We start from the raw sequence: 26,444 nt of genomic DNA, 5'->3' as shown, positions 1-26,444 counted from the left end.
GACACGGTCAATAATTTAAAAACGAAGAATCATGAAAAAATACAAATGGACTTCTGCGGTCTGGGCACTCTCTTTGCTCTTTTTTGCCTGCGAGCCGCAAGAATTGGACGATTACGATTTGGGCACTAAGCCCATGGAAACGGAGGTGACTTTTACCACCACGCCCCAGGCCGATCGGCCCAATGTGGTGACTTTTAATAATACCTCTAATGCCACAGGTGTAGCTGTGTGGGATTTTGGTAACGGTTCCAAAGGCAAGGGCGATCAGGTGACGGGCGAATATCCTTTTGCAGGTAATTATACCGTTACCATGGTGCTGTATACCAAGGCGGGCGCCATAGACAAAACCTTTTCGCTGACCATCGAAAACGACGATTTGAGTCTGCTTGAGCATCCGCTTTACGCTGCCCTTACAGGTGGTGCGGAGAATGCTGATGGAAAAACCTGGGTTTTTGATCAGTACAATTCCGGTCACTTTGGGGTAGGCGCTGCAGATATGACCAGTCCCCAGTGGTGGGCAGCTGGTCCCAACGACAAATTGGAATGTTCGCTTTACACCCAGGAGTTTACCTTTAAGCAGGTGGGCGTGCAGATGAACTGGGTAAACAACGGCTTTGTTTATACCAATGGTGGCGGACTGGCGGGACTGGCTGCTTTGGGTTATTCGCAAAGTGTGGAGCCTCCGGCGGGCGACTTTGATGTGGCTTATGTGCCGCTGGATGCCTATACTTTTAGTCTCAATACCACCGACTCTACCCTGACTTTGAGCGACAACGCCTTTATGGGGCACTTTGCCGGCAGTTCCACTTATGAGATCCTGTCTTTGAATGAAACTGAGATGTATCTTAAAGTATTGAGTGCATCTGAGCCCGGTAATGCCTGGTGGTACCGCTTTATTCCCAAGGAGCTGAATGTAAAACCGGAAGTGCCGCTGAAGGTGGTCCCCTTGAGTGAGGACTTCGAAAAAGCCGATGTGGAAGATATGCTCGGCTTTGCGTTCGATGCCATGGGCGACCTAAGCATCCCCGGCTACCAGAATCCTGCGCCAGTGCCTTTGAACGAATCGCCCAAAGTCTTCCTGTACCAGAAAAAGGCCGGCGAGTTTTACTCCAACATTTTTTACGCTGCCGAAGGGTATAAATTTGACCTGAGCTCTCAGAATCAGATTACCATGAAGGTGTTTATTCCTTCGTACAACGATTATACCACCGAATACAGCGTTGCCGGCACTCACGTTACCAACACCAAATTGCAGCCTGCCGTTGCCGTAAAGTTGCAGAACAGCGACCTGGGCGGTAATGCCTGGTCTACCCAGACTGAAATCGTGATGGCTGATTTGGAAAAGGACAAGTGGCTGGAACTGACCTTTGACTTCAGTCACGTTGCCGATCGTGAGGATTACGATAAGATTGTGATTCAGTTTGGTATGGAAGGCCACAGTGGTGGCGGGGTATTCTTCTTCGATGATTTTAGTTTTAGTGAATAGTTAGATTGGAACCTGGGGGGACCGGCAACCTGCTGGTTGTCGGTCCTCTTTTAAACTTTGTAAGTATGCGGATCGATAGATGGGGAGTGCTTGCTTCCAGGGCCTGGCTGTTGGTGTTGATGGGCCTCTTTTTGCTGACCGGCTGTTCGTCGCGTCAGGAGTGGGCCCTGGTTTGGAGCGACGAGTTTGAGTATGAGGGCTTACCCGATTCCAGTCGCTGGTCGTACGATACCCTCGGCAACGCCTACGGCTGGGGCAACAGGGAATTACAGTGTTATACGGCGCAGCGCGACAGCAATGCCTGGGTGTCGGGGGGCTTTTTAAACATCACTGCACACAAGGAGCGCTACAAGGGTTTTGACTACACCTCGGCCCGTTTAATTACCAAGGGCAAGGGCGATTGGTTGTACGGCAGGGTGGAGGTGCGTGCTAAAGTCCCCGGAGGCCGCGGCATTTGGCCGGCCATTTGGATGTTGCCCAGCGACAATGCCTATGGTGGGTGGCCCCACAGTGGGGAAATCGATATTATGGAGCATGTGGGCTTTGAACCCGACTCAATCTTCACCACCGTGCACACCGGGGCCTTTAACCATTCCATTGGGACCGATGTAGGGGCAGGCGTTTGGATGCCGACCAGTGAGACGGAGTTTTTTGTGTACGGCATCGAGTGGTACCCCGATCGCATCGACTTCTTTATTGATGAGACCAAGGTCTTTACTTTTGAGAACAGTGGACAAGGTGCTGCCGAATGGCCCTTCGATCAACGCTTTCATTTGCTGATGAATGTGGCTGTTGGTGGCAACTGGGGCGGAGCTCATGGCATTGCCGAGGACATCTGTCCCGCCACTATGGTAGTCGACTACGTGAGGGTGTACAACCGTGGGAATCTGTAGTGCGTTATTTAATCTTGTATTTTATTTCAGTCCCGATGTTCAGGCATCGGGACTTTTTTATATTTTGCGTCCATTGTTTACATCTTAACAACCCAAATGAAAAAATGCTTCTATTTGCTTGCGGGTGCCGCCCTTCTGCTGGTGGCCTGCAATCCTAGAGTGGCCAGCAGTCTGGTCACCGCTTATGCTCCCCTTGATTTTCGTGAACAAGTCATCGTGTTGGGCCTGAACGAGACAGTCCCCCAGGACGCCGAATACCTGGGAGAAGTCAAGGTCGGCGATACCGGCTTCACGACAAACTGTAGCTATGAAAAAGTGCTGGAAGAGGCGATGCTGGAAGCCCGAAAGGCTGGTGGCAATGTGCTGAAGCTGACCAGGCACCGGTTGCCGAGTGCTTTGGGCAGTACTTGCCATCGGATAAGTGCAAACATTTATAAAACCAAAAATCAATGAGAGTATTTTTGTTTTTGGCAGTGGTGTTGATGTTTGGCACGACTGCGAGGAGTCAGGACTTGCTGCTTACTTCGGAGGGAGACTCTTTGAATGTTCGAATCACCAAGGTTCAGCGGGATTATTTGTACTTTACCATGTTGCAGGCCGGTAAGGCGCAAAAGACGCTTATGCCTATAGAGCAGGTGACTGTATGGGAAAAGGGGTTTTATGAAGAGTCTGGTGTTCTTGCGCTTGTTCCTGAAGAGGAAAAGTTGCACTCCAGTCTTCGCCTCGCCTTGAATGGCGGTTTCGGCTACCAGACTGCCAAAATTATTGAAGGGGTGTCTTCCGCAGAGAGGTCCTTCCTACGTGGATTAAAATCGGGTTCCCAGTTCAGTGGTGATGTGCAGTATTATTTTAACGAGATGTTTGGGGCTGGTTTGAAAGGTGGCTTTTTTGAATCAAAGAACAGTGCTGATGTTTATATGGCGGGTGGCGGGCAAACCCAGTTAACTACTGAGTTGAATATTTTCTTTGTGGGTCCCACCTTTGCTTTTCGTTATTACGACAGAGATTACGCAGATGCCTTTTATGCCTGTTACTCCATTGGTTACTTGGGATACCGTGCCCGTCATGAGGACTCTTACAGAAGAGAGGTGACCGGAAGCACCTTGGGTTTTGTTGTTGATTTGGGGTATGATTTTGCCTTGTCTGAAAAGCTGGCCCTGGGTCTGCAGCTTTCTGCCTTAAGCGGCGTGCTGACTTCATTCACAATAGATGACGGCTATCAGCAACAGCTTGTCGAGCTCGAGGAGGACAGGTATGAGGGGCTCGGCCGGATAGAGTTGTCCATCGGGCTGCGCTTCAATCTTTGATTTGATAGACTAAAGAAGTCTGGGGCGCGATAACACAGCGTCTCAGATTTTTCTGTTTGCCGGAAGGCGGGCAAAGGCGTTTTTGTGTTTTTAGTCTATTAATAAGTCTTTCGACCCTGGCTTCAAAGCTTTCTGCTTCTTTTTCCTGGTCGGAGATTGTGTCCCACCAATCAATATTCTTGCTTTGGAGTGTGGTGAAATAAGCTTGTACCTTACTGAGAATACCTTCGTCGTCGGTCTCAACAAAAACAAAACTGTGTTAATCAAGACATGAAAATCTTGTTTCAATAAGATTGATTCGTGGTGTCTGTAATTGTTTTTACGACTTCTGGTGTCCCTTGCAGAAGAGCAGTTGGAACTTTTTGGGGGTGCGGGCTTTGAAATGAAGCGTTTCCCGGGTGATGGGATGGGTAAAGGAAAGGGCCTGGGCATGAAGGCCCAGTCGACCAAAGGGATTGGTCCTGGCGCCGTATTTTTTGTCGTTGACAATGGGGTGGCCGATGCTTTGCAGGTGCACGCGTATTTGGTTTTTCCGACCGGTTTCGAGGTGGACTTCGAGCATGCTGTAGGGGCCCAGGGAGCGCAACACCTTGTAGTGGGTGATGGCCTTTTTGCCGCCTTTGGGGTCCTGGTTCGAATACACTACGAAAGCTTTGTTTTCGTGCAGATAAGAGACGATGGTGTCTTCGGGTTTTTGCAACTGTCCCTCTACCACCGCCACATAGCTGCGCTCACTTACCATGGTGTCCCATTGGTCCTGCAGCAAGCGCTGAACCTGGGCGCTTTTGGCAAAGACCAGCAGGCCCGAGGTGTCGCGGTCGAGCCGGTGTACAATAAAGATTTTGTTGGCGCGATGGGCCTTTTTAACGTGCATGCTCAGGGCATGATAGGCCGTGAGGGTCTTCTCGTGCTCGGTGGCAATGGTCAGGAGTCCCGCCGGTTTGTCGATGACCACCAAATGTGCATCTTCAAACACAATGTTGCAGGGGTTGTGGGCTTTCATTAAGCAGGCTTGGTGGACGTTTTAGTAGTCCTGTTGCTCGTCCTTCTTCACCAAAGTCTTGGTAGAAAGGAGTCCGCAGGCGGCGTAGATGTCCTCCCCCCTGGAGCGACGAATGGTGGTGACCAGGCCCTTTTTGTTGAGCTGTTCGCTGAACCAGACCATGCGCTCGTGCGGGGTGCCCCGCAGGGGCGAGTCGGGTATGGGATGGAATTTGATGAGGTTGATGCGGCAACGGAGTCCGTTCAGCAACTTGCTGATGCCCTTTACATGGGCCGCGGTATCGTTGATGCCGTCGAACATGATGTACTCGAAGGATATGCGGCGCTGGCGACCAAAATCGTAGTCGCGCAAGGTCTCAATGACTTGCTCAATGGTGTAAACCTGTTGAATGGGCATCAGTTTTTTGCGCTCCTCATCAAAGGGAGAGTGCATGCTGATGGCCAGGTGGGCTTCGCTTTCTTCGATGAAGCGCCGCATGGCGGGCACCACCCCAATGGTGGAGACGTTGATGCGGCGTGGACTCCAGGCAAAGCCCCAGTCGCTGGTGAGGATTTGGAGACTTTTAAGCACTTCTTCGATGTTGTCCATGGGCTCGCCCATGCCCATATACACCACGTTGGTCAACAGGTCGCTTTCGTCAATGCTCCGCACCTGGTTGATGATTTCGCCGGCAGTAAGCTGACTTTGAAAACCCTGTTTGCCGGTCATGCAAAACAAGCAGCCCATTTTACAGCCCACCTGGGAAGATACACAAAGGGTTTTGCGGTCTTCTTCGGGAATGTAGGCGGCCTCGACAAAGAGGTTTTTGTGGGCGGGGAAGAGGTACTTTTTGGTGCCGTCGGCAGAGGTCTGTACTTTGGAGGAGGGGGTGAGGCCCATGTCGAAGCGTTCGCTGAGTTGGGCACGGGCTTTTTTGGAGAGGTTGCTCATCTCTTCAATGCTGCCGGCTTTTTTCTTATACAACCAGTCGGCAATCTGACCGGCGCTGAAGCCGGGCAGTCCCATTTCTTTCACCACCACCTTCAATTCGTCCAGGGTTTTTCCGAAAAGCACTTCCTTCTGTTCCATCTCTGCCTCTTTTTTAAAAATAAATCTCTGCCACTATGTTTTCGAAGGGTACGCCGCGCTCCAGCAGGAGGTCGCGCACATCTACCACCATATTGGCGTTGCCGCAAAGGTAATACTTTCTGCCGGCCTGCACGGCATCGCTTTCTTTTAGATAGTTGGTGAGTCGGCCATGAATCACCTCGGGATGCTCTTCGGCGGTGCAGAAACGCAGGTAGCGCTCGCCAAAAGCGGTTTTGAAAAAATCGGCATAGTAAAATTGAGTGAGGTAGCGCGCACCCTGCAGGAGGGTGGGGCCCTGGGTCTGACCCGATTCGGCCATGCTCAAAAAGGGAGCGATACCCGTTCCGGTGGCAATCCACCAGGCATCGTCGGGCGCTTTGGTGAAGCGACCGAAGGGGGCGGAGACGTAGAGGGTGTCGCCCTTTTGCAGGCGCGCCATCTGAGGGGTGAGGAGTCCCCCAGGCTTTACATCGTAGAGCAGACGCAAAAAGGGCTGCTCCTTGCCCGAGGCGATGCTGTAGAGGCGTAAGGGGTCGCTGGTGTTGATGGCGGCGGCGACTACCTGACCGGGAATGAAATCGTGCAGGCGTTCCACTTCAATGGAAAAAACGCCGGGGGTGATTTCGGTGTTGGACAGGACTTTAGTGGGAAATACTTCTTTTTTTCTGCGGACGGGCTGTGACATTTTATTTGCTGTGTTTTAAAAACGGAGGCGCAGGGTTTCGGAGCGGGGACTCATGTTGTTGTGGGCATCTACTGCCACAACCTGCACGGTGTAGCGTCGCTTGCGCCCCAAAGTGGGCGGCAGACGGTAAAAGGTGCTTTGTGTTACTACTCTTTCTTCCCTGTTGTCCCTGTCGCTGAAAAACAAGAGGAAGCGCAAGTTTTCCTGCTCCTCTTCTGCCGGCAGCTCCCAGGTGAGTACGCCTCGTTTGTGTTGCAGATTGGAAACAGGTGAGGGCGGGGGAATGTTCACCTCACGGAAACGTTCCAGGGGAGGCACCAGGGCCGGATTGCGATACAGCGTATCGCTCAGGAGTTGTGCCAGATTGTGGTTGTCGCGCAAAAAATGATTGTGGCTGTAAAAGATGCTGCCGCTCACCTTGTCGAGCCTGCGTGCATAGCGCAGCTGGTCGGCCAGCTCGGTGGGACGGTCCCAGTGCCGCTGCGTGCCATTTATTTTATAGATGGCGTGACCAATATACAGCTGTGCTCCCTCCACATTTTTATTCCACCAATCGGCCAGCTTGATGTAGTTGGCTGCCTCGTCGCGGGTCGACCAGTAAATTTGTGGCGCCACGTAATCGATCCAGCCTTCGCGGGCCCATTTGATGACGTCGGCGTACAAATGATCGTAGGAGGTGATGCCTGCGCGGGAATCACTGCCCCGCGGATCGTCGCTCCGGTTGCGCCAAACGCCAAAGGGACTCACGCCAAAACGGACGTCCGGCCGCAGTTCCTTGATCAGCTCACGACTGGCCATTACAAAGCGATCGGTGTTTTGTCGGCGCCAGTCGTGGATGCTCAGCGGCTCCTCAAAATCGAGTCGTGCCAGGTAGCTGGCCGAGTCGTTGAACACCTGCCCCGTTACCGGGTAGGGATAAAAATAATCGTCGATGTGCAGTCCGTCCACCTGGTAGCGTGTCAGCAGGTCGGTCAGCACCTGCAGCAGGTGCTCGTGCACCTGGGGCTGGCCCGGATCATAATACAGGCGGCCGTTGTGGGTAATGGTCCACTCAGGATGGATGCGTGCCGGATGAGTCAGGTGCAGGGAATCGGTGGCGTGCAGGGAGGCTCTGAAGGGATTGATCCAGGCGTGCAGCTCCATGCCCCGCTTGTGGCATTCGTCAATCCAAAACTGCAGGGGGTCGAAGTCGCCCTCCGGCGCCTTCCCCTGCTCGCCGGTGAGATAAACCGACCAGGGGGCCAGGGGCGTGGGGTAAATGGCATCGCCCGACGGGCGCACCTGCAGGATAAGCGCATTCATACCCAGACTGTCGTGCAAGCCGATGATCTCGAGGGCTTCTTTTTTCAATTCTTCCACAGGCAACTCCCGCTGAGAGGGCCAGTCGATGTTGGTCACCGTAGCCACCCATACGCCCCGAAATTCGTACACCGGCTCTTCGGCCCGAAGAGCCAAAACCCTTAGACTGCATAACAGCAGGGTTACAATCAATAGTCTGTGCATCGGCCATTTATTTTGGCCGCAAGATAATATTTTGTTTTGTGTCATGAAACGGCTGTAAGTTGCTGCGATATGTAGCCTTTATGGATATTTAAGCGCGCTACATGCCTGTTTTAGCTAAAAATTTGCGAAGTTTGCAGGGAATTATATTCTTTCGAATGCGTTTGCCCATGTTGTTCCAACGGCCTAGAGCCCAGCAAAGTTCCATCAGTAAAAAGGTGTACCGTGGTTACATACTTATGCTGTTGTTGCTGGTTACGGTGTCGGGAGCAACTGTTTTTGGGGTGCTGCGGTTGAACGACTGGATTGACAGTACCGAAAAGGTAGACAAGCTCTTGCATCAAATTTACCTGGCTCGCATTGAAACCAAGAGTTATTCGCTCAGCAGCGATACCCTGCACATGGGCCAGGTCGACAGTCTCACCCTTGAAATTGAGCAGGCCCTGCACAAAGCTCGCGAAAGCCGTTTGTACCATCAGAGCAGGTTGGAGCTGGAGGATGTGGACCAATGGATTCAGGACTTCAATATTTATTGGAGCATGTTTACCGAACTGAAGGCGCGACGCCTTCAGTCGGAGCAGCGCATGGACCAACTTTTTCAGCGGGTGTTTTTGGCAGCCAGGGAACCATTGCCCCGCTTGAGCAGTGCCGGAGCCGGTGGCAGCATCGATCCCCGCAACGACCTCCTTTTTCAATTGTTGCATTTGAAGGAGGCCGAAAAACAAATATGGAACTATCCACAAAGCGTGGTGGTGCCCGACTCGGTCCGCACCATTTTTCAGCGCATTCGATTGTTGCTGCCCCCTGCCGATGTGGTGGCGCCCGATTCCAGGGCAGCAAAGGCGCTGCGGCAGTTGGGCAGTGATTTGGCGGCGTATCAGGAAGTGATGGTTGGCCTGGCGGTATCCATTCACCACTTGCAGGAGGCCCAGGATTTGATGATCAACAGCGCCCTGAGTCTTCAATACGCCGGAGAGCGCGCCAACCGCCTTCAATCCTTTGCGATGGAGCGGTGGTCGGCCCTCAGTCTGTGGCTCCTCTTAAGCATTCTGGTGTTTGCATTGGGCGTAGGGGTGTTTATGGCCTACCGTTTTATCCGAAGGTTGCGTAAGGATGAAAAGTTGCGTGAGGAGAAGGACCGACTCCTGCGTGAAAACAGGAAACTGCTCAACGACATCATCAACAACAGTGCCTCCCTGATTTATGTGAAGGATTTGCAGGGGCGTTATACCCTCATAAACCAGCCTATGGAGGAAATTCTGGGTGTTGAGGCGCACCGCATCATCGGAAAGACCGACGAGGCGGTATTTCCCCCCGATTATGCCGAGGCCATCAGTCGCAACGATGCCGATGTGCTGGGCAATGGAAAGGCTGTGCAGATTGAGGAATTTATACCCGGCGCCGATGGACGTCGTATTTTTCTTTCCAACAAGTTTCCCATACAGGATGCAGAGGGACAAACCGTTTCGCTGGTTTGCGTGTCCACCGACATTACCGACCTGCGTCGTGCCTTGTCGGAGCTTGAGCGAAGTCGTGAAAACTACCACAATATAGTCAGCAACGTCCCAGGTATTGTGTATCACTGTCAAAACGACGCCCGCCGCACCATGCTTTTTGTAAGCGGAGGGGTAGAAAAGCTCATTGGACTGGGTATCGATGCATTTATCAGCGAAGGTCAGAGCATTATGCCTTTTATCGATCCCGAGGATGTGCATAAGGTCAGGGACCAGATTCGTCAGGCGGTGCTGCGTCAGCGTCCCTATGAAATTGAATACCGGGTGCGCGACCTCTATGGTCAGCGCAAATGGGTGTACGAAAAGGGATTGCCGGTGTACGAGCCGGATTCGACAAAAGTCACCCTTCAAGGCGTCATCATCGACATTACTGCGCAAAAAGATGCCATGTCGGAATTGATGTTGCGCGACAAATTGCTGGAGGGGGTTTCGGAAGCTGTGAAGGAGCTGATTGCCAACAATGAGCCTGAAGTCGCCATGCTCAAGGCCTTGCGCGTAATGGGTGAGGGGGCTGGTGTGGACAGCGCCTTTGTTTTTGTAAATGAGCGTTCCGATGCCAGTGGAAAAATTGCCATGCGTCACCTGGTAGAATGGGACCGCACGCTTTTGGAGCCGGTACGGCGGGAAGATATGGCTGGTCTGTCCTATGAGTCGGTTTCCACCACCTGGTTTTATCGCCTGAGTGAGAAGAAGGAAGTGGTGGTGAGTATGCGGCAGGCAGAGCAGGCCGAGCAACTGTTCCTGCGTCGGATGAATGCCTCTGGCATGCTTTTGCAACCGGTTTTTGTGCAAAAGCACTTCTGGGGTTTCATTGGCTTTGCCTACGGGGTAAGAGGGGGCTCGTGGAACGAATCGCACAAAACGCTGTTTAAGGCCTTTGCCACTACTTTGGGTATTGTGTTGGCACGGAATGCCGGTGCCGAAGAGTTGCAGAAGGCCAAGGAGGCTGCGGAAAACGCCACCAAGGCGAAGAGCGATTTTCTGGCCCGTATGAGTCACGAAATCCGCACACCGCTGAACGCCATCATTGGTTGGACGCACCTGGGCCTCGAGAAAATTGATGTGCCCGGGCACTCCGATTACCTCAAGCGCATCCAATCCTCATCGCGTTCGCTTTTGGGGATCATCAACGATATTCTCGACTTCTCGAAAATAGAGGCTGGCCGTCTGGAACTCGAACAAATCGACTTCGATTTGGAGGGTGTGATGCAGAACCTGGCCGACATTGTCTATTTCCGCGCCAACGAAAAGGGCTTGAACCTGGTCTTCGATTACGCGCCCAATGTGCCCTTGAATTTGGTGGGCGATCCCCTTCGGATTGAACAGGTGTTGGTGAATTTGGTGAACAATGCCATAAAATTTACCGATCAGGGGGAGGTCCTTGTTAAGGTACGTGTGCAGGAAGAGAAGGAGGATCATTTGGTTTTATTCTTTTCGGTGAGCGATACCGGTATTGGCTTAAAGGAGGAGCAAAAGCAGAACCTGTTTAAAGCCTTTTCGCAGGCCGATGTGTCCATCACCCGTAAATACGGAGGTACCGGTCTGGGTTTGGCCATTTGTAAGCGCCTGACCAGTTTGATGGGCGGGAAAATATGGGTGGACAGTGAGTACGGCGTGGGCAGTATTTTCTCCTTTACCGTTAAACTGGGTCGCCAGTCGGTGCAAAAAAAGGAGCAGATGGTGCATGCCTTCGAAGGGGAGGGCGATACGGTTTTAATTGCCGATGCCAACCGCTCGTCGGCCAAGAGTCTGGAGCACATGTTGCAGGATTTTGGTTTTAGTGTGCGCCGGGTAAATGGGGCTAAGGTTTTATGGCGGGAGTTGGAAAGGAGGGAACAGACCGAATGTTACAGGATACTGTTTTTGGATACCAATATATTTGGAGAGCATACTGAAGAGTTGGGCATGCTGAAGGATTACAGCGCGGGTTATGAGCACCTGGTGTTTTTGTCTACGCCTTTTAATGAAAGCAGTATGCACCGCCTGGCTGCCGCCTTTGGCGACCCGGTACTGCTCAGTAAGCCGGCCAATTACTCCATGCTTTTTGATTGTTTGATGGATGTTTTGGGCGGAGGTGTTATGGATGCAGAGCCCATTGGTCGCAAACGCGTGTATCGTGAGTTGTTGCGTGAAAAGGGACCGGTACATGCCCTGGTGGTGGACGATACGGCCAGCAACCGGAGTCTTGCCATAGAGCTGCTGGATATGGCAGGCGTTAAAGCAGAGGTGGTTTCCGGGGGGAAAGAGGCTCTTGATTTGGCTCGTTCCTCCAAGGGCGAGTGTCCGTTCGATATTGTGCTGATGGACATTAATATGCCTGAAATGGATGGCTATTCCGCTACACGAAAGATAAAGAAAATTGAGGGTTGGGAAGAGGTCCCCGTGGCCGCCATGACCGCCGAGGCCTTTGGCGATGTGGAGGGCCTGTGTTTGCAGGCGGGCATGTCCGGGATGATTGCCAAGCCCATTGATCCGGAGGATCTGTTCAGAGTGATTTACCGGATGGTTTTTGGTCTGGAGGATGAGGGTCCTGCAGTCGCTGCCGTTGGGGAGGAAGTCCGTGTAGATTTTCCGGATATTGAGGGACTGGATGTGCAAGCCGGAATCAGACGCATGGGCGGACGCAGCGATTTGTACAAGCGCTTGCTTAAAGGATTTTGTCACGACTACCAACATTTTGGTGAAAGCATACAGGAGTTACAGCAGGCAGGCGATCATGAGACGATGGCCAGGGTGTTGCACTCCCTTAAAGGCATTGTGGGTACCATGGAGGCGGTGGACTTGTATCCCTTGGCCATTGAGGTGGAGGCGGCATTTAAGGCGGAGGAGGCGGATTTTAGTCTGAAGCTGGAGACCTTATTGGCCGGGGTGGCGCAGTTGGTGCGTCGCCTGGAGGAGGGCTGGTAGGCCACTACGCGGCTGGCTGGGGCCGGTCTGGCCCCAGAGGGCAGGTCTGGCCCCAGAGGGCAGGTCTGGCTCTCGCAGATGGGCCCTCGCTGATCCCAGGGTTGAAACCCTGGGTTATGACTGGGAGGAAGTGGTCAGGCGCGAAGCGCCTGTTCTGGAAAGCGGACTGAAGTCCGCACGGCGGCGGAGCCGCCGTAGATATATCGAGGCAGCGCCTCGATCGGGATTTCAGTCCCGTTTATGGTCCGTGCCCCTATCGGGGGCACACCGCTCTTTCCCAATCATGGCCCAGGACTTCAGTCCTGGGTGTTATAAATTTTAAAGACGGTATTATGAGTGTTTCAGTACTGTTAGGAAATAGGGTTTTTAGGGCCTTCGCAATGGCGGCGGGGTTGATGGGTGCTTTGGTGGCTTGTGATTTCGGGAAGAAGGAGACGCCTTTGCCCGCAATGCCATTGGTGGCGCTTGATTTTAACGGGGAGGTGGTGAATCGTGGTATTTTGCCCCTGGGATTTAGAGGCGATGGCAATGTGTCTTATGGTCGAGGTTTGGATGGTGCTGCTCTTGATTTGTCGGACAGTGCCGTTTTTCGTAAGCCCTTGGTTTTAAGCAATACGCATCGTACTTCGCTGGTCGATTATCCGGGACTTACTTTTTTGTTGTGGGTTAAAAAGTCGCCCATTGATTACAACAGTTATACCGTGGCCGCTCAGATGGCGGACGGTGATGATTTCGACGCCAAAGGCTGGGAAATAAAAACGGAAGAATGCGGCTCCTGGAGCTGGTGGTTTTCTGATGGGGTGGAGCAAACCCGGTATAAGGCAAGTCCCGAGCGGCAGCCATTGAATGATGGAGCCTGGCATCAGATTGGTTTTTCCATAGATTTTAACACGCGGGAGGTTCGCCTGTATTACGATGGGGTAAATCGCGCGGTGTATACCCTCCCTCAACAAGAGTTGGAAGTGTTTGACCGGGAGATATTTCTGGGGGCGAGTCCCCTTGCCCTGGACCCGGTTATGGAGGCTTTCAATGGCAGCCTGGATGAGCTGAGTCTCTGGAGCAGAGTGCTGAGTTCGGATCAGGTGGCTGCCCTTTTTGCGCAGTACCGCAAACCGGTGAAGACCATGCCGAGGCGCCTGCCGGATTCCTTAACAGTAATGACCTGGAACCTTTGGGGTGGTGGCATGCGTGAGGGACGTTTTGTTGGACCCCGACGCATGGCCGATATGATTGCCGAAAGTGGTGCCGATTTGGTGGCCATTCAGGAAGGTTTTGCCAGCGGTCCCCTGATCGCCGACATGCTTGATTTTTACTATTATCAGCGCAGCGAAGGCTTGGCTGTGCTGAGTCGTTATCCTTTGGGTCAGACCTACGATGTGTATCGCCCCCGTCACGCCGGTGCGGTTACCATAGAACTGCCCCGCCAGCAACAAGTCGTTTTTTGTCCCCTTTATCTTAGTTATTTGCCTAATCTGGCGCCCTACATTATGTCGGGCAATGCCAGTGCCGATTCGGTTTTGTTGCGCGAGCAGGAGTCACGCGGCGCTGAGATGCGTTATATTTCGTGGGAATTGCAAGCGCTTTTGGACCGCAACGATCGGGTTCCTGTAATATTGGCCGGTGATTTTAATTCCGGTTCGCATCTCGACTGGGTGGAAGCCAATCGCAGCAAGCGCCACAATTTGGTGCTTCCCTTTCCGGCCACACAAATTCTTGAAAACTCAGGATTTTCAGATGCTTACCGGGAGATTTTTCCGGATCCGGTTCAAGAGCCCGGTTTTACCTGGTCGCCGCGCTTTAAAGAAGTGCTGCACGACCGGGTTAACTTTATTTTTTACCACGGAAATACGGTAAGTCCCACTTCGGCACGTATTGTTGACCAGCATCGCCTTGGTTTTCCTTCTGACCATGCTGCCGTTGTGGTCGTTTTTGATTGGAAGGAGTAAGGGTTTTTTACTCCCCGGGAGTCTGTTAACAAAGTGGCTGTTGCTATGGGTAATGCCGACCAGGAATTGATGGAGCGTTTGGCTGCGGGAGACGCTGGTGCGTTTGAGACAGTGTTTCGCACGCACTACAGGCTTTTGCTTCGCTACGCTTGCAAAATTGTGGGCGACAAAGCTGCAGCGGAAGATGTGGTACAGCTGGTTTTTGCCAATATCTGGGAGGGGCGAAAAAGGTTGAAAGTAAAGCAGATCAAACCCTATCTTTTGCGTGCCACCCACAACAAAAGTCTCACTTTTTTAATGCAGCATCAACGACAATCTTCCCTGGAGCTGCTTCCGCCCATGGCCGAAGAAGAGGTCGATGAGGTGGACGAGCAGCGGGAAGAGGTGGTGCGACTTTTGATCGATGCCCTTCCCGAACAGCGCCGGCGCATCTTTAAAATGAGTCGCCTGGATGGACTCAAATACCGGGAGATTGCAACGCAGTTGGGGTTGTCGGTTAAAACAGTAGAAGCGCAAATGGGGAAAGCCCTGCAGTTTCTACGCAGCAGTCTGCCCCAGGTCCTTAAGAACAGTGAAGTAAGTGATTAATAATATCCGCAGCATGAAACAAACGACTGGTATTGATGCAGCCTTGGCCGCAAGATTGTTGGCCGGAGAAGCCTCCGAGTCGGAAAAAGAGAGACACCGGATCAGCCTGGCTGTTGACGCGGACTACCGGAGCGACTGGGCGCAGTGGCTTTGGGTTTGGGATGCGGCTGGAACTGAGGAAGTCGACCGTAGGGACTGTGATGTGGCCTGGACACGTTTGCAAAGGAAAATCCATTCGCCGCTCTTTCTGTTGAAAGAGCGCACACTGGCTTTGAGTCTGGCTGCGGCCGCTGTGCTGCTCCTGGCCTTGCTGCTGCCCTTGCTGTGGACTCCTGCTGCGAATCAGCCAGAATTGCTGGTAACGGCCGGAGGTGAAGATATTCAGGAGGTGGTGCTTGAGGATGGTACCCGGGTTAGTTTAAATGCCAACAGTCGCTTATCTTTCCCGGAGGAATTTGGTCCGCATGAGCGCAGGGTGTATCTGCATGGGGAGGCCTGGTTTGAGGTGGAAGCACAAGGGGGGCGGCCCTTTTATGTTGAAACGGAGGACTTGCTTGTAAAGGTGGTCGGAACCGCATTCAATGTCCGTTCCTGGCCCGAACCGACTGGCGTTTCTGTAGAAGTGGGCAGCGGTCGCGTAGAAGTGCATTCCGGTTTGGAGGGCAGCGAACATATTCTTTTGCAGAAGGGAGAGGGGCTTGTTTTTCACCGCAGCACCAAGCGTCTGGAGCAGGTAGCGCTCAACCGCAATTATCTGGCCTGGAAAACCGGGCAGCTTATTTTTGAAGACACACCGCTTTCGGAGGTGTTTCAAACGCTGGAACGGACCTATCGACGTCCCATTACGGCCGACCACCCTACTATTTTTGAAGAAAAATTAGGAGGCAGTTTCAGTCATCAGTCCTTCGAACACGTGGTGGAGGTACTTTGCACCACCTTTCAGCTGGAGCAGCATACGGTCAATGGCGTAGTGGTTCTCAGTCGAAAATAAGTTCATTATTCTGCCGATGAGTGCTTCCTAAAGGTATGGAGCAGAAGTTTCTTGTCGATCTGCCTTAATAAGGGCTGTTTTTTGTAGCTTTAAGCATGACTATGGCAAACCACAGCTGGCTATGGGCGCTGTCTTTATGGATAACGCTGGTTCCCTTTTCTTTGCTTAGGGCGCAGGAGGCAGAGGAGTTGGTTCCTCTGGGCGAGGTGATGGATAGTCTGGCCCTGCGTTACGACCTGGATTTTGCCTACGACGCAGCAGTGCTCCGTCGCGACAGTCTCGTAAGCAGCGCCTTGCCCGAAGGCTTCGATAAACAATGGATTACGGCCTTACTGTCGGGGCCACGAAATCTCGAGGTCGTTTTTATGGGCCAGCAGGTTATTGTTGGGCGCAGCACGCCCGGCAGTCGCCCCTCTGCCTTGGTCGAAGTCAGTGGAAGAGTTATGGCCGCCGATGGTTCCGGGGGACTGCCCATGGTAAATGTTGGCGTGGAAGGCCGGGCCCTAGGGACAAGCACCAACGACGAGGGGCGTTTTGTGTTGCGCTATCCCCGTTCTTTTATCGGAGAAACACTGGTTTTTTCTTCTCTGGGTTTTGTGAGTGAACGTTTTTCGCTTCCCCAAAATGACAGTGCTTTGCAGGTGGCGCTTAAGGATTATTCCATTCACCTGCCCGAGGTGCAGGTTTTGTACACCGATCCCGACCAATTGATGCGCTCCGTTCGCCGTCGATTGGCACAGAACTATCCCTCCGAGCCCTTTTTACTGACCGCCTTTTTCCGGGAAACAATTCGTCAGGACGACGAGTATGTTGAGGTGTCCGAGGCGGTGGTAGACATTTATAAACCTTCTTATCACTCCGGTTTTGCAAGCGAGCGGGTTCGCTTTGTAAAGGGGCGTAAGGGTGCTACGGCTCGTGATATGGAGGTGGTGCAGTTCAAGTTGCTGGGCGGACCCTTTCATTTTGCTCAGGTGGATGTTGTGCGCAATGGCGATTTTTTGCCCGATAAGGAGGGCGTTTCGGCTTACCGTTATTTGTACAAGGGGGTAGATGTGGATAATAACCGGATGCTTTATCGGATAGGTTTTGAACCCCTAAGCGATGAGGAGGGACTGTTTTACAGGGGAGAGCTGCGGATCGACAAGGAGAGCCGTGCCGTGGTGAGTGTCGATTTTGAGCTGACTCCTGCCTCTATCCGGCGCAGTCGTTCCTACTTGGTGCGTCGCGACTCTCGACGCTTCAGAACACGCCCGGTGCTGGCTCGCTATCATTTGGCTTATCGCCCCTGGAAAGGGCAATGGGTGCTCTCCAGGGTAAGGGGGGAGGTCAGTCTGCGCGTCAACGACCGCGATCGGCGGCAACGCAGTCTTTTTGCCACTGTTTCGGAATTGTTGGTGAGCGATTTTGCTCCCGCCGACGGTCGCCAGCGCATTTCCTGGTCGGAGGCCTACCGTCCGGATTACGTGTTGTCGGAACAGCTGGGGGCCTTTGATCCGCATTTTTGGCAGTTTTACAATGTGGTAGAGCCCGATGAGGATTTACGACGGGTATTTCAGGAGGGGGAGCAGTAAAATTTCTTAGGCAGGCAACAAAAAACAGGCAACAAAAAAGCAGTTCCGGGGGCGGAACTGCTTTGCTTCTTCAGGAGGGCTGCACTAAAATTTAAAGCTATGTCGTTTAAGCACAGCGTTGTTGAAGATAGTTTATGGTCGACTGTACAGTCGGGATTTTCGGTAGAATTTCATTCTCAATGGCCAAATTGAACTTAGTTTCCAGGTAAAACAGGAAGCAGGTCATATCGATATCGTCCATCAGCATGTCGTTCTCATACGAGGCATCCTCAGCAATTCTATCCCGGGGTACTCCGGTCTTTCTCAGTACCTTATAAAGGTTTCTGCGAATCATTTTATCGTTCATCTTCTCTTTTGTTTATGTCTTTGCAAATACCGCCTTTTGAGGCGCATTCATAGGTAGGACAATCCAACAGGGGGGCACACGTATTTTGAAATGAACTTTTTTTAATTTTGGTTGAATTTTTCTTTTGCTTGCTTTCAGCAGGGTGTTGCCCAGCTTCTTATGTTGTTGATAAGTATTTGTGTCTTTTGTTCCCCAAAAGTGCCTCAATTTGCCGCGGCTTCTTAATTTTGCTGTCCATCTTTTAAAATTATTACCATGCATACCTGGTTCGAATGTAAAGTTAAGTACGTGAAAATTGATGAGGTCTCCGGCAGGGAGAAGAAGGTGAATGAGCCCTACTTGGTTGATGCGGTGTCGTTTACTGAGGCAGAGAACCGCATTCATCAGGAATTGGAGCAAATGATTCGGGGCGATTTTATGGTCACCAACATCCGCAAGGCCAACTATGCCGATATTTTTCCCTTCGACAATGCCGATCGCTGGTTCAAATGTAAAGTCAGCTATGTTGCTCTCGACGAAGGAGCCGGCAAGGAAAAGAAAGTATCTAATACCATGCTGGTTATGGGCAACGACCTGAAGGAGGCCTACGACAATTTGATGCAGGCGCTGGACGGCATGACCGTCGATTTTGAAGTCAACGGCATCAATGAGAGTCCCCTTATGGATGTATTTCCCTATGAGGCCGACCTCGTAACACGCAGCCAGGAACCGGAGGCCTAAGGTTCAAATACGGTTGAAATACGCGACACCGAGGCGGCTGAAAATATCCCCAGTGCTCCATTGGAAATGTTGCCCGGTACGTTGGCCGGTGCACCGGAGAACAGGGGGGCACGAGGAGTCGTCTCGATTTGTGCTGCTTCAATAAATTTGAAGTAGTTGTGGTCGATCATGTAACATGCTACTTTTATTACATCGCCTGCCTTTGGTCTTTGATCCTCCTCCCTGGTATCGAGATCGGCTATCCATACCCCATTGGCATAGTTGCCGTTGAAAAATTCGTCGTCGATGATGCTGACTTTGGCATAGCGATCGGTGATGAGTTTTTCGTTTAAGTAGGTGTGAAACAGGTAGTAGTTCTCGACTTCGGCAGGGTCCTGGCAGTAAAGTAGTATTTTCCATAATTCCCAGAAGCGATCGTATTCCATGGCTATGGAATCGGGAGTTACCAAAGGCGCTATAAAACTTTGGGCTTCGAAGATCTCGCGGGGATCTATTCCGGCTGCATCCACTCCGCTTATGCGGAGCGTGTACCAGTGGTCAGGTTTGCCGTAGTAATTGGAAGGTGTAGTATAGGTGCCCGGTTCCTCCGCCAGTTCTTGCAGATCAATACTCGCCAGTCCGTCGGACAGGCTTACCTGAGCACCTGATACGCCGGGGAGCGACTGATTGTGAAAATAGTCTCCCGACAAGCTTAGGCGCACTTTGTGGGCCATGGTATCTGTGGTCACGAGGCCATCTACCACCAGCCGGGTGGTACTTCCTTCCAGTTCAAGTTCAATTTCTTCTTCGCCACAGGCCGAAAACAGCTGCTGGACAAGGAGGAAGAGTATTGTGATGCGCAGTATCTTTTGCATAATGGTGCGGTTTATAGAGATTAAAAGCGGAAGTTATAGGTGATGGCCGGAATAATGCTGAATAAATAGCTTTTCATGGCTTTGGTGCGGTGCGGATTGTTCTCATCCTGTTCAAAGTAAATGGACCAGGCATTTTTGCGTGCATAGGCATTGTAGGCCGAAAAGACCCATTCGCCCTGCCATTTTTTTTGCGGATTCTCCTTTCCCTTCCAGGTGATGCCCACATCCAGTCGGTGGTAGTCCGGCATTCGTTCGGCATTCCGCTCTGAGTATATGGGGATGAGGTCGTTGCCCGATTCAAAACGTCCCACCGGAAAGGTTACCGGGGCCCCCGTGGTAAATACCCAGTTGCCCGAAAGCAGCAAACGGGGACTCAGGCGGTAGGAGGCCACTATGGAAACGTCGTGTGTAAGGTCATAAGGCGAGTAATACCATTCATTGTTGTTTATTTCATTGACCTTTCGTCTGGAGCGGCTCCAGGTGTAGCTCAACCAGCCGTTCCATTTCCCGCTGTTGTAGCGCGTCATGAATTCCAGGCCGTAGGCGTAGGCCCGACCGAAGCGCAGCTCACTTTCCAGATCCTCGTTCAACATCAGATCGGCATAGTCCTTAAAGTCGATCGTGTTTTGCATATCCTTGTAAAAGGTTTCTATACTGAGGTCAACACTGTTGTTGGCCATGTGGCGAAACCAACCCAGAGAAAACTGGTCGCTGCGTTGCGGCTTAACCACCGGTGAGGATAAAAACCAGACGTCTAACGGTGTGGTAGATTGTGAGTTGCTCGAAAGATGCATGTATTGGTAAGTTCTTGCATAACTGGCTTTGAAGGAGCTTTTGGGGTGAAACATCCAGGTTAGGCCCGAACGGGGTTCCAGGCGCCAATAACTGTGTTCGCTCTTTTTGGCATCCAAATCGTAGTTTTGAAAGACGGAAAGACGCAATCCGTATCGCCAGGTAAGTTTAGTCCCTATTTTTTGTGCATTTTCGATATAGAAACCGTGCTCCAGGGCTTGTTTGCGTTGCATTATTACGGGACTGAACACACTGTTGTCGGAGGGTCTTACTTCTCCCGGGAGAATGTCGTGGAGGGTGGACTGAGCCCCAAAACTGATGCTGTGGGCAGGTGTTGGATAATAGTTGAAGTCCAGTCGTGCCCCATAGTCCTGCATGTTCGAGATCCATTTGATTCCGCTGGCATTGGCATCGCTCTGGGCTAAACCGTATTGGTAGTTGCTGAACAGCAAAGTGAGGTTGCTGAACAATCGGGGCGAGAATACATGGTTCCATCTAAAAGTGGAGGTGTGGTTGCCAAAGTAAATTTCGCTGAAATGGTTCTTTACCACATCTTTGCCCAAATAGGCACTAAAGTAAATGCGGTCCGATTCACTAAAGCTGTGCGAAAGCTTGGCGTTTACATCGTAAAAATACAGGATGTTGTCTTTGATTTGCTCATCGCTCGACATTTTTAGAAACAAATCCGCGTAGGTGCGTCTTCCTGCCAGTAGAAAGGTGGTTTTTTCCGAAGCGATGGGGCCTTCGAGGGTCAGCCGAGAGGAAATGGTGCCCACGCCGCCTGATGCTGTAAAGTTTCGTGCATTGCCGTCTTTCATCCTTATATCGAGTACCGAAGCCAAGCGTCCCCCGTTTTTTGCCGGAATGTCACCCTTATACAAGCTTACATCTTTAATGGCATCGTTGTTGAAAACGGAGAAAAAACCCAGCAAGTGGCCCGCGTTATACACCGGAGCCTCGTCCAGCAGAATTAAGTTTTGATCGGGGTTGCCTCCTCTTACGCTGAAACCGCTGGAGCCTTCACTTGCCGCGCGTACACCCGGCATCAGCTGAAGGGCTTTGAGCGCATCGGCCTCCCCCAAAAGAAGGGGGACTTGCTTAATGGTGGCGCCGCTGATTTTTTGAACACCGGTAAGGGGCTCATCCAGGCGAGAGTGACTTTGGTTGGCCACTACCTTTACTTCATTCAGGGTGGCTGAGGCAGGGGCCAACTCAACGTTCAGGTTTTTATCCGTAGAAAGATCCAGGTCTTTTTCTACGGACTCATAGCCCAGAAAGGTGAACTGAAGGCTGTGCCTGCCCTCTGGCAAAGAAAGACTGTAGTAGCCATAATGGTTCGAAACGGTTCCTGTGCCGCTTTTCGGGATGCCTATAGTTGCTCCGATAAGCACTTCCCCGGTCTGCGCATCCTTTATGTAGCCCGATACTACCCTTGATTTTAAGGCAGTAGCCGGCCCTTCGGCACGGACGGCGTAGGCCGTCCATGCCAAAAACAGTAAGAAGTATAATCTCATTTATAGGAACTTATCAGAATTTTCCGAATTTGAATATCAGACCTGCATTAAAGCCTCTTAGTAAATCTGGCGAGGCAATGGAGGAGGGGGCATTTACATCTGTTACTGCGTCTTTGTAATCGAGTTTTACGTTGCTGGTCAGGCGATAGCTTCCGTAAACGGCCACCCGCATCCAACTGACCAGGTTAAACTCCACTTCCACACCGGGTTCCAATACGAAGAAAGCATAGCTGTCCTCATCGCTGTATTCGTCCTCGAAGTCATTTTCGTAATCGCCCCAGTGCCTGAGGTAGCCTATGCCGCCCGCACCAATCAGTACGGGAATCGAAAGGTGAACCGGCTGATCCCACTTTATTATGGGTTCGAAGATAAAGCCGCCATAGCCACCAATATATTCGTAATCGTTTTGCAGGTAGGAGTCGTACACCGTTTGTGAAATGAAAGCCTTACCGCCCAGGCCCAAAGCCAGGGAGTGGTTGACCACCACAGCACCACGGGCGCCCAGTAAGAGGGCATCCAGTCCGTCAATACTGGTGTAGCCCACGTCCAGAGCGCCGTAACCGCCCAGGGAGCTGACCTCAGGACCCGAAAAAACGGTGCGCATTTGGGGTTCGTCTTCATAATCTTGTGCCACTGCAACCATTCCGCTGAGTAAACACACTGTCCATATTAAAAAAAACTTTTTCATCTGATGTTGTTTTTAATTGTTTTTTAATTGCTTAGAATACTACAGAAATGCCTGCTGCCAAAACGTGGTTGCTTCGGAAGTAAGCAGGTCCAAAAAACTCAAAATTGGGCTCATAGTCCAGATTCAGTGTTAAAGGGTGCTTAAGCAAGCGGTATTCCAGTCCGGCATAGCCGTCTAATCCCGCTGAAAGATAAGTCCTGTTGTACTTTCGTGGCTTGCTGAAAGGTTTAAAGGGGTTGTAAATGTCGTAGCCGTCGCCCGCCGACAAGTGGACCCCGTAGCCGTAGCAAAAAAACAGCTTGTCCGATTTTAAGGGCCATGCAGGTTTTTGAAACACCCTAAGTGCCCCCAAACGGTAGCCGTATTCAATTTTCGAAAGACTTATTTCATACCCATTTTCAAAACCGGTAAGCTGTTTAAAGCTTAACCCGTAATTGTCAACGGGACGAATTTTTACTGACTTCTTGTAATCCTGACTGTGCACACTGGCCAGTTGTGCCATCAGGAGGAGTGTTGCTATATATTTGAGTTTGCTGATTTTCATTGTAGTGACTTGTTTGGATAAAGACAGAGTTTTTATTGTTGGGTTGCATGCCGGTGTTCCATTTTTAAAAAACTGTCTGTTAAATTTATTCTTACTTTTTCAGGAGCCGTCTTGCTTTGGAAATAGAACTGTATCGGCTGCTCTTCTTCTTGCCTGCCCGGGTTGAAAGGTGCAAGTTGTTCTGGTAAATCGGGTGCTTTGTTCCATTGAAGAAGCGCTCTGTAGGCCGTGGGCTGTTGCAGCAGAAGCTGCAGATCGCAGGTCTGTGCAACGATGTTACAGCTTGCAAATTGCGCCCCCATATTCAGGCGCTCCAATCGCCCGTAGGTCATTTTTATATTTGCGATTTGGCTTACCAGACCGGCATTCAAAACCGAAAAATAGGTGTCGGCATCCAGCCGTTCCAGTCGTCCAAGTGTTACCTGATCGCGTCTGGAGGAGAGTTTTAGGTATTTCCCCTGTGTAATCTGAATGGTGGAGGAGCGGCCGTGCAGCGTGAGTCTTTCGCTCTGCTCACACATAAAATGGACGAAGTTGAGTGCCGCTTTGCCGTTTTTTATGCTGCGCACTTGTGCCTGGCCAAAGGCCAAAGTTAAATCGCTGCTTCCCCTTAAATCACCCGCCTGGAAATTGCCGTTCGACAAGTCTATTTTCAAGGCCCCATCCAGGGAAGGCACGATAACATCTCCATATTTGTTAATGATGCTTAAGTCGGCCTCACGGGGCAGCCAAATGTGGTAGTCAATTTGCGTACGAGGAGATGAAGCGGTGAAGTTTCCCGCTTCCATCAGATTTTGAAACAGTCCCCCAGGACGATTCTCAATAACCGTCTCGGCAGAAATGGCTCGTTGATTATCCCTGAACAGCACTTCAATGTTATCTGTTGTTTTTTTTAGGCGGTCTTCTGACTTTTCGGTCACCTTGCGGGTAACCGATAGTTTAACCGAGTCCTTTTCCCATAAAGTCACTACCACTGCACCGTATTTGTTGTTTACCGATACCAGTACCCCCGGCTGCACGCTCCACGAGCGCTCGATTGTACGGGTGTCTTCAAACAGCTGTGCGGCTGCAATGTGAGTAACCAACAGGAGAACTCCTACTAAGTATGCTTTGTTACAGTTCATACAATATCTCCTTAGGTTGTTTGGCTTCTTCTTGTTCAATAAATTGAAGGGTCTGCTCCAGTATTTCGAGTTTTAGACGGTAATTTTGAATCATGGCAGCGAGTACTTCCGCATTGGCCACATCGTCATTCAGGTCGTTTTTGAGCTGCAGCAGCACTTCGTCCAAGTCGGCCATATCCATTTCAATACCCTGGCGTATGGCCGGATCTTTGGCGGTGAGCTCAAAAACCTTGTGCTTTTTATCTGCAATTTGCAGTTCGTAAAACCGACTGGCTTCTTGTATTTCGAATTGCGCCCGATGCATTTCTCCGTCCCGGTTTGTGTGAAAATTCTGCTCGTTCGTAAGCCAGTAAAGGCCCGAAGCAACCATGAGCAGCAACACCGCAGCCGCTGCCATTCGCTGCATCGTGACAGTCAAAGACCGCTTTCGGCCTTTTTTTAGTTCAGGGGAGCGGGCTGTAATTTTCTCCCACAGCTCCGGAGCAGGCAGGTCTGCATCAAAAGCTTCCCTATTGTGGTTTATAAAATCTTGCAAGGGCTTTTTCATGGTTTCTTGTTTTATAAGGGAATGGATGGGATTTCCTGGCTGGTTCGCATAAGTTCGATCAGTTTCTTTTTGGCTCGCAATAATTGGGTTTTTGAGGTAGAGCTGCTGATGTTAAGTATGGCAGATATTTCATCATGGTCGTAACCTTCCAGCATGTAGAGCGAAAAAACCACGCGGTAACCGTCGGGCAGCAGTCCCATGGCATTTTTAATCCGCTCTACCGACAGGGTGGTATCTTCTTCATAATCGGTGTCTGCGTCATCGCTGGGTTCCTGTATGTGCGTATCTGCGTATTCAAGTTGTACTTTTGCACGTCGCAGTTCGTTGATGCATTTGTTAACAGCAATGCGTTTTATCCAGGCCCCAAAGGTTGACTCAAAGCGAAAGGACGACAGCTTGGCAAAAACATCTATAAAAACTTCCTGAAGCATATCCTCTGCGTCGGTTCTGTTGCTCATGATGCGGCAGCACACATTGTACATCGCCCGGCTGTAGAGCCGATACAACTCTTTCATAGCTTGCGCGTTGCCTTTGGCGGCTTGCTCGATCAGAGAACGATGTATTTCGGTACTTGGCAAGGTGAAACCGTGTTTGTTTTACTAGGAAAGACAAATTTAGGAAAAGTAAGTTGCATGTTTTTGTGTTTTATTTAAACCTTTTTCTTCCAGCTCTGTCACAGTTGATGTGAAGAAGATTTGCCCACCTTCCCAAAATTTCAAATCAGAACTTTTTGTTTTAATTTGAGTTTTTCTTTTGAATCATTAACTGCATTTCATTTTTTTATGAAGAAGTCGCTAAAACGCACCTTGTCGATAGGAGGGGTAGTTGTTGTTCTTGCCTTGTTGTTGTTGCCCAAGTTTGGGTGGTTTTCAAAAAAGGAGACCGAGTCTTCCGTCCCTACGGGTGCAGGCAGGGGCTTACCTGTCTCCGGAGTCGTGGTACAACCCATGGCTATGGAAAACGTGTTGAAGGCGGCCGGTACCTTGGTAGCCAGCGAGGAGGTAAATGTGACCACCGAAATTTCCGGTATGGTTCGCAGCATACATTTTGAGGAGGGGGCTCGCGTTAAGCAGGGCGACTTGCTGGTGCGGATCGATGATGCCGAATTGCAGGCACAGCGCGACAAGGCCATTCACCAAAAAGCGCTGATCGCGCAAACTCTGGAACGTCAAAAGGTGCTGCTCGAAAAGGAAGCCATCAGTCGCGAAGCCTTTGACAAAGTGCAGACCGATATGTTGGTCATCGAGTCGGAACTGAACCTGCTGAATACCCGCATCGAAAAAATGCAGATTCGTGCCCCCTTCGACGGGGTTATCGGATTCCGTGGCGTGAGTCCCGGTACCTACCTGCAACCCGGGCAGCCCATTGCACGACTGGTAAAAGCAGCCCCTTTGCGCCTTGAGTTTTCGGTGCCGGAGCGCTACCAGGCGGCCCAGCTTCAGGGGCGTGATGTGGTTTTTAATGTAGCCGGCTACAGCGAAGCCTTTCATGCCGATGTTTATGCTGTAGAGCCCATGGTGGAACAGCGCACGCGTTCTCTGTCGTTGCGCGCCCTGTATCCCAACGAAGATTATCGCTTGCTGCCCGGCATGTTCGCCGATTTAAGTATCATCATCAGTCGCGACAATAACGTATTGCAGGTGCCCAGTGAGGCCGTTATTCCCCAAATGGATGGCGACCAGGTTTTTGTTTACCGCAACGGCAAAGCCGACCTGATTAACATACGCACAGGCAGTCGCACCGAAGCCATGGTGGCTGTAACTGAGGGACTGGCTGCCGGAGATACCGTTATTACCAGCGGAATTTTGCAGCTGCGAACCGGCATGCCCGTCACCATTCAGGGGTTCAGTCGTTAA

The 26,444-nt window shown here is 51.3% G+C and carries 23 protein-coding genes; 11 read left to right on the top strand and 12 right to left on the bottom strand.

Annotated elements, in window-relative coordinates; all coding sequences use genetic code 11:
- Positions 1-31: 31 nt before the first annotated feature.
- From B4W65_RS05610 to B4W65_RS05595, 4 genes are all read left to right on the top strand, one after another.
- Complete coding sequence (locus B4W65_RS05610; RefSeq protein WP_088654145.1) at positions 32-1,486, top strand: PKD domain-containing protein; 1,455 nt, start codon at positions 32-34, stop codon at positions 1,484-1,486.
- Between the two features lie 65 nt (positions 1,487-1,551).
- Entirely contained in the window at positions 1,552-2,379 is an 828-nt protein-coding gene (locus B4W65_RS05605; protein ID WP_088654275.1) for a glycoside hydrolase family 16 protein, read from the top strand.
- 96 nt (positions 2,380-2,475) lie between these two features.
- Positions 2,476-2,832: a hypothetical protein gene (locus B4W65_RS05600; RefSeq protein WP_088654144.1), complete on the top strand. Its 357-nt coding sequence runs from the start codon at positions 2,476-2,478 to the stop codon at positions 2,830-2,832.
- Positions 2,829-3,686 (top strand): outer membrane beta-barrel protein, encoded by an 858-nt coding sequence (locus B4W65_RS05595; protein ID WP_088654143.1) that lies wholly within the window; start codon positions 2,829-2,831, stop codon positions 3,684-3,686. Before B4W65_RS05600 ends, B4W65_RS05595 begins: the two co-directional genes overlap by 4 nt.
- 319 nt (positions 3,687-4,005) lie before the next feature.
- On the opposite strand, the gene B4W65_RS05590 is transcribed toward B4W65_RS05595, so the two are convergent.
- Genes B4W65_RS05590 through B4W65_RS05575 form a run of 4 tightly spaced genes read right to left on the bottom strand, consistent with a single transcriptional unit; the run spans position 4,006 to position 7,945 of the window.
- The gene (locus tag B4W65_RS05590) at positions 4,006-4,689 is read right to left on the bottom strand and encodes an RluA family pseudouridine synthase (protein ID WP_088654142.1); all 684 of its coding nucleotides are present in this window, start codon (positions 4,687-4,689) and stop codon (positions 4,006-4,008) included.
- 21 nt (positions 4,690-4,710) lie between these two features.
- Complete coding sequence (gene rlmN / locus B4W65_RS05585) at positions 4,711-5,757, bottom strand: 23S rRNA (adenine(2503)-C(2))-methyltransferase RlmN (RefSeq protein ID WP_088654141.1); 1,047 nt, start codon at positions 5,755-5,757, stop codon at positions 4,711-4,713.
- Between the two features lie 13 nt (positions 5,758-5,770).
- Complete coding sequence (locus B4W65_RS05580; protein ID WP_088654140.1) at positions 5,771-6,442, bottom strand: ferredoxin--NADP reductase; 672 nt, start codon at positions 6,440-6,442, stop codon at positions 5,771-5,773.
- Positions 6,443-6,457: 15 nt separating this feature from the next.
- Positions 6,458-7,945: a glycoside hydrolase family 10 protein gene (locus B4W65_RS05575; RefSeq protein ID WP_158522782.1), complete on the bottom strand. Its 1,488-nt coding sequence runs from the start codon at positions 7,943-7,945 to the stop codon at positions 6,458-6,460.
- Between the two features lie 131 nt (positions 7,946-8,076).
- Between B4W65_RS05575 and B4W65_RS05570 the strand changes: the two genes are divergently transcribed.
- From B4W65_RS05570 to B4W65_RS05550, 5 genes are all read left to right on the top strand, one after another.
- Entirely contained in the window at positions 8,077-12,363 is a 4,287-nt protein-coding gene (locus tag B4W65_RS05570) for an ATP-binding protein (protein ID WP_240509491.1), read from the top strand.
- A gap of 332 nt (positions 12,364-12,695) precedes the next feature.
- The gene (locus B4W65_RS05565) at positions 12,696-14,309 is read left to right on the top strand and encodes an endonuclease/exonuclease/phosphatase family protein (RefSeq protein WP_088654138.1); all 1,614 of its coding nucleotides are present in this window, start codon (positions 12,696-12,698) and stop codon (positions 14,307-14,309) included.
- A gap of 45 nt (positions 14,310-14,354) precedes the next feature.
- Positions 14,355-14,897 (top strand): RNA polymerase sigma-70 factor, encoded by a 543-nt coding sequence (locus B4W65_RS05560; protein WP_088654137.1) that lies wholly within the window; start codon positions 14,355-14,357, stop codon positions 14,895-14,897.
- A gap of 13 nt (positions 14,898-14,910) precedes the next feature.
- The gene (locus B4W65_RS05555; protein ID WP_146697718.1) at positions 14,911-15,888 is read left to right on the top strand and encodes a FecR family protein; all 978 of its coding nucleotides are present in this window, start codon (positions 14,911-14,913) and stop codon (positions 15,886-15,888) included.
- A gap of 101 nt (positions 15,889-15,989) precedes the next feature.
- The gene (locus tag B4W65_RS05550; protein ID WP_158522781.1) at positions 15,990-17,459 is read left to right on the top strand and encodes a carboxypeptidase-like regulatory domain-containing protein; all 1,470 of its coding nucleotides are present in this window, start codon (positions 15,990-15,992) and stop codon (positions 17,457-17,459) included.
- Between the two features lie 106 nt (positions 17,460-17,565).
- Here the strand turns inward: B4W65_RS05550 and B4W65_RS05545 are convergent, their stop codons facing one another.
- Positions 17,566-17,805 carry an acyl carrier protein gene (locus B4W65_RS05545; RefSeq protein WP_088654134.1) on the bottom strand — a complete coding sequence of 80 codons (240 nt, stop codon included), beginning with the start codon at positions 17,803-17,805 and terminating at the stop codon, positions 17,566-17,568.
- A gap of 255 nt (positions 17,806-18,060) precedes the next feature.
- Here B4W65_RS05545 and B4W65_RS05535 point away from each other — a divergent pair, with 255 nt between their 5' ends.
- Positions 18,061-18,525, top strand: coding sequence for a DUF4494 domain-containing protein (locus tag B4W65_RS05535; RefSeq protein ID WP_088654132.1), 465 nt, complete (start codon positions 18,061-18,063; stop codon positions 18,523-18,525).
- Here B4W65_RS05535 and B4W65_RS05530 read toward each other — a convergent pair.
- Genes B4W65_RS05530 through B4W65_RS05500 form a run of 7 tightly spaced genes read right to left on the bottom strand, consistent with a single transcriptional unit; the run spans position 18,522 to position 25,166 of the window.
- A complete protein-coding gene (locus B4W65_RS05530) occupies positions 18,522-19,379 on the bottom strand; it encodes a DUF4249 domain-containing protein (protein WP_088654131.1) in 858 nt (285 codons plus the stop codon). The two genes, B4W65_RS05535 and B4W65_RS05530, sit on opposite strands and share 4 nt — an antisense overlap.
- A gap of 20 nt (positions 19,380-19,399) precedes the next feature.
- Positions 19,400-21,685: a TonB-dependent receptor gene (locus B4W65_RS05525; protein ID WP_088654130.1), complete on the bottom strand. Its 2,286-nt coding sequence runs from the start codon at positions 21,683-21,685 to the stop codon at positions 19,400-19,402.
- Positions 21,686-21,698: 13 nt separating this feature from the next.
- The gene (locus tag B4W65_RS05520; RefSeq protein WP_088654129.1) at positions 21,699-22,373 is read right to left on the bottom strand and encodes a hypothetical protein; all 675 of its coding nucleotides are present in this window, start codon (positions 22,371-22,373) and stop codon (positions 21,699-21,701) included.
- Between the two features lie 31 nt (positions 22,374-22,404).
- Positions 22,405-22,917, bottom strand: a complete 513-nt coding sequence (locus B4W65_RS05515; RefSeq protein ID WP_088654128.1) for a hypothetical protein — start codon at positions 22,915-22,917, stop codon at positions 22,405-22,407.
- 32 nt (positions 22,918-22,949) lie between these two features.
- Positions 22,950-24,041 carry a hypothetical protein gene (locus B4W65_RS05510; protein ID WP_088654127.1) on the bottom strand — a complete coding sequence of 364 codons (1,092 nt, stop codon included), beginning with the start codon at positions 24,039-24,041 and terminating at the stop codon, positions 22,950-22,952.
- The gene (locus B4W65_RS05505; protein WP_088654126.1) at positions 24,031-24,588 is read right to left on the bottom strand and encodes a hypothetical protein; all 558 of its coding nucleotides are present in this window, start codon (positions 24,586-24,588) and stop codon (positions 24,031-24,033) included. The genes B4W65_RS05510 and B4W65_RS05505 overlap by 11 nt, the downstream gene beginning before the upstream one ends.
- Positions 24,589-24,599: 11 nt before the next feature.
- Positions 24,600-25,166 carry an RNA polymerase sigma factor gene (locus tag B4W65_RS05500; RefSeq protein WP_205741229.1) on the bottom strand — a complete coding sequence of 189 codons (567 nt, stop codon included), beginning with the start codon at positions 25,164-25,166 and terminating at the stop codon, positions 24,600-24,602.
- 204 nt (positions 25,167-25,370) lie between these two features.
- On the opposite strand from B4W65_RS05500, the gene B4W65_RS05495 reads away from it, so the two are divergent.
- Positions 25,371-26,444: an efflux RND transporter periplasmic adaptor subunit gene (locus B4W65_RS05495; RefSeq protein WP_146697717.1), complete on the top strand. Its 1,074-nt coding sequence runs from the start codon at positions 25,371-25,373 to the stop codon at positions 26,442-26,444.

The organism is Geofilum rhodophaeum (assembly GCF_002210225.1).
Lineage (GTDB): Bacteria > Bacteroidota > Bacteroidia > Bacteroidales > Marinilabiliaceae > Geofilum > Geofilum rhodophaeum.
The sequence above is the reverse complement of the archived record's forward strand: the minus strand, read 5'-3'. Positions and strand labels throughout refer to the sequence as shown.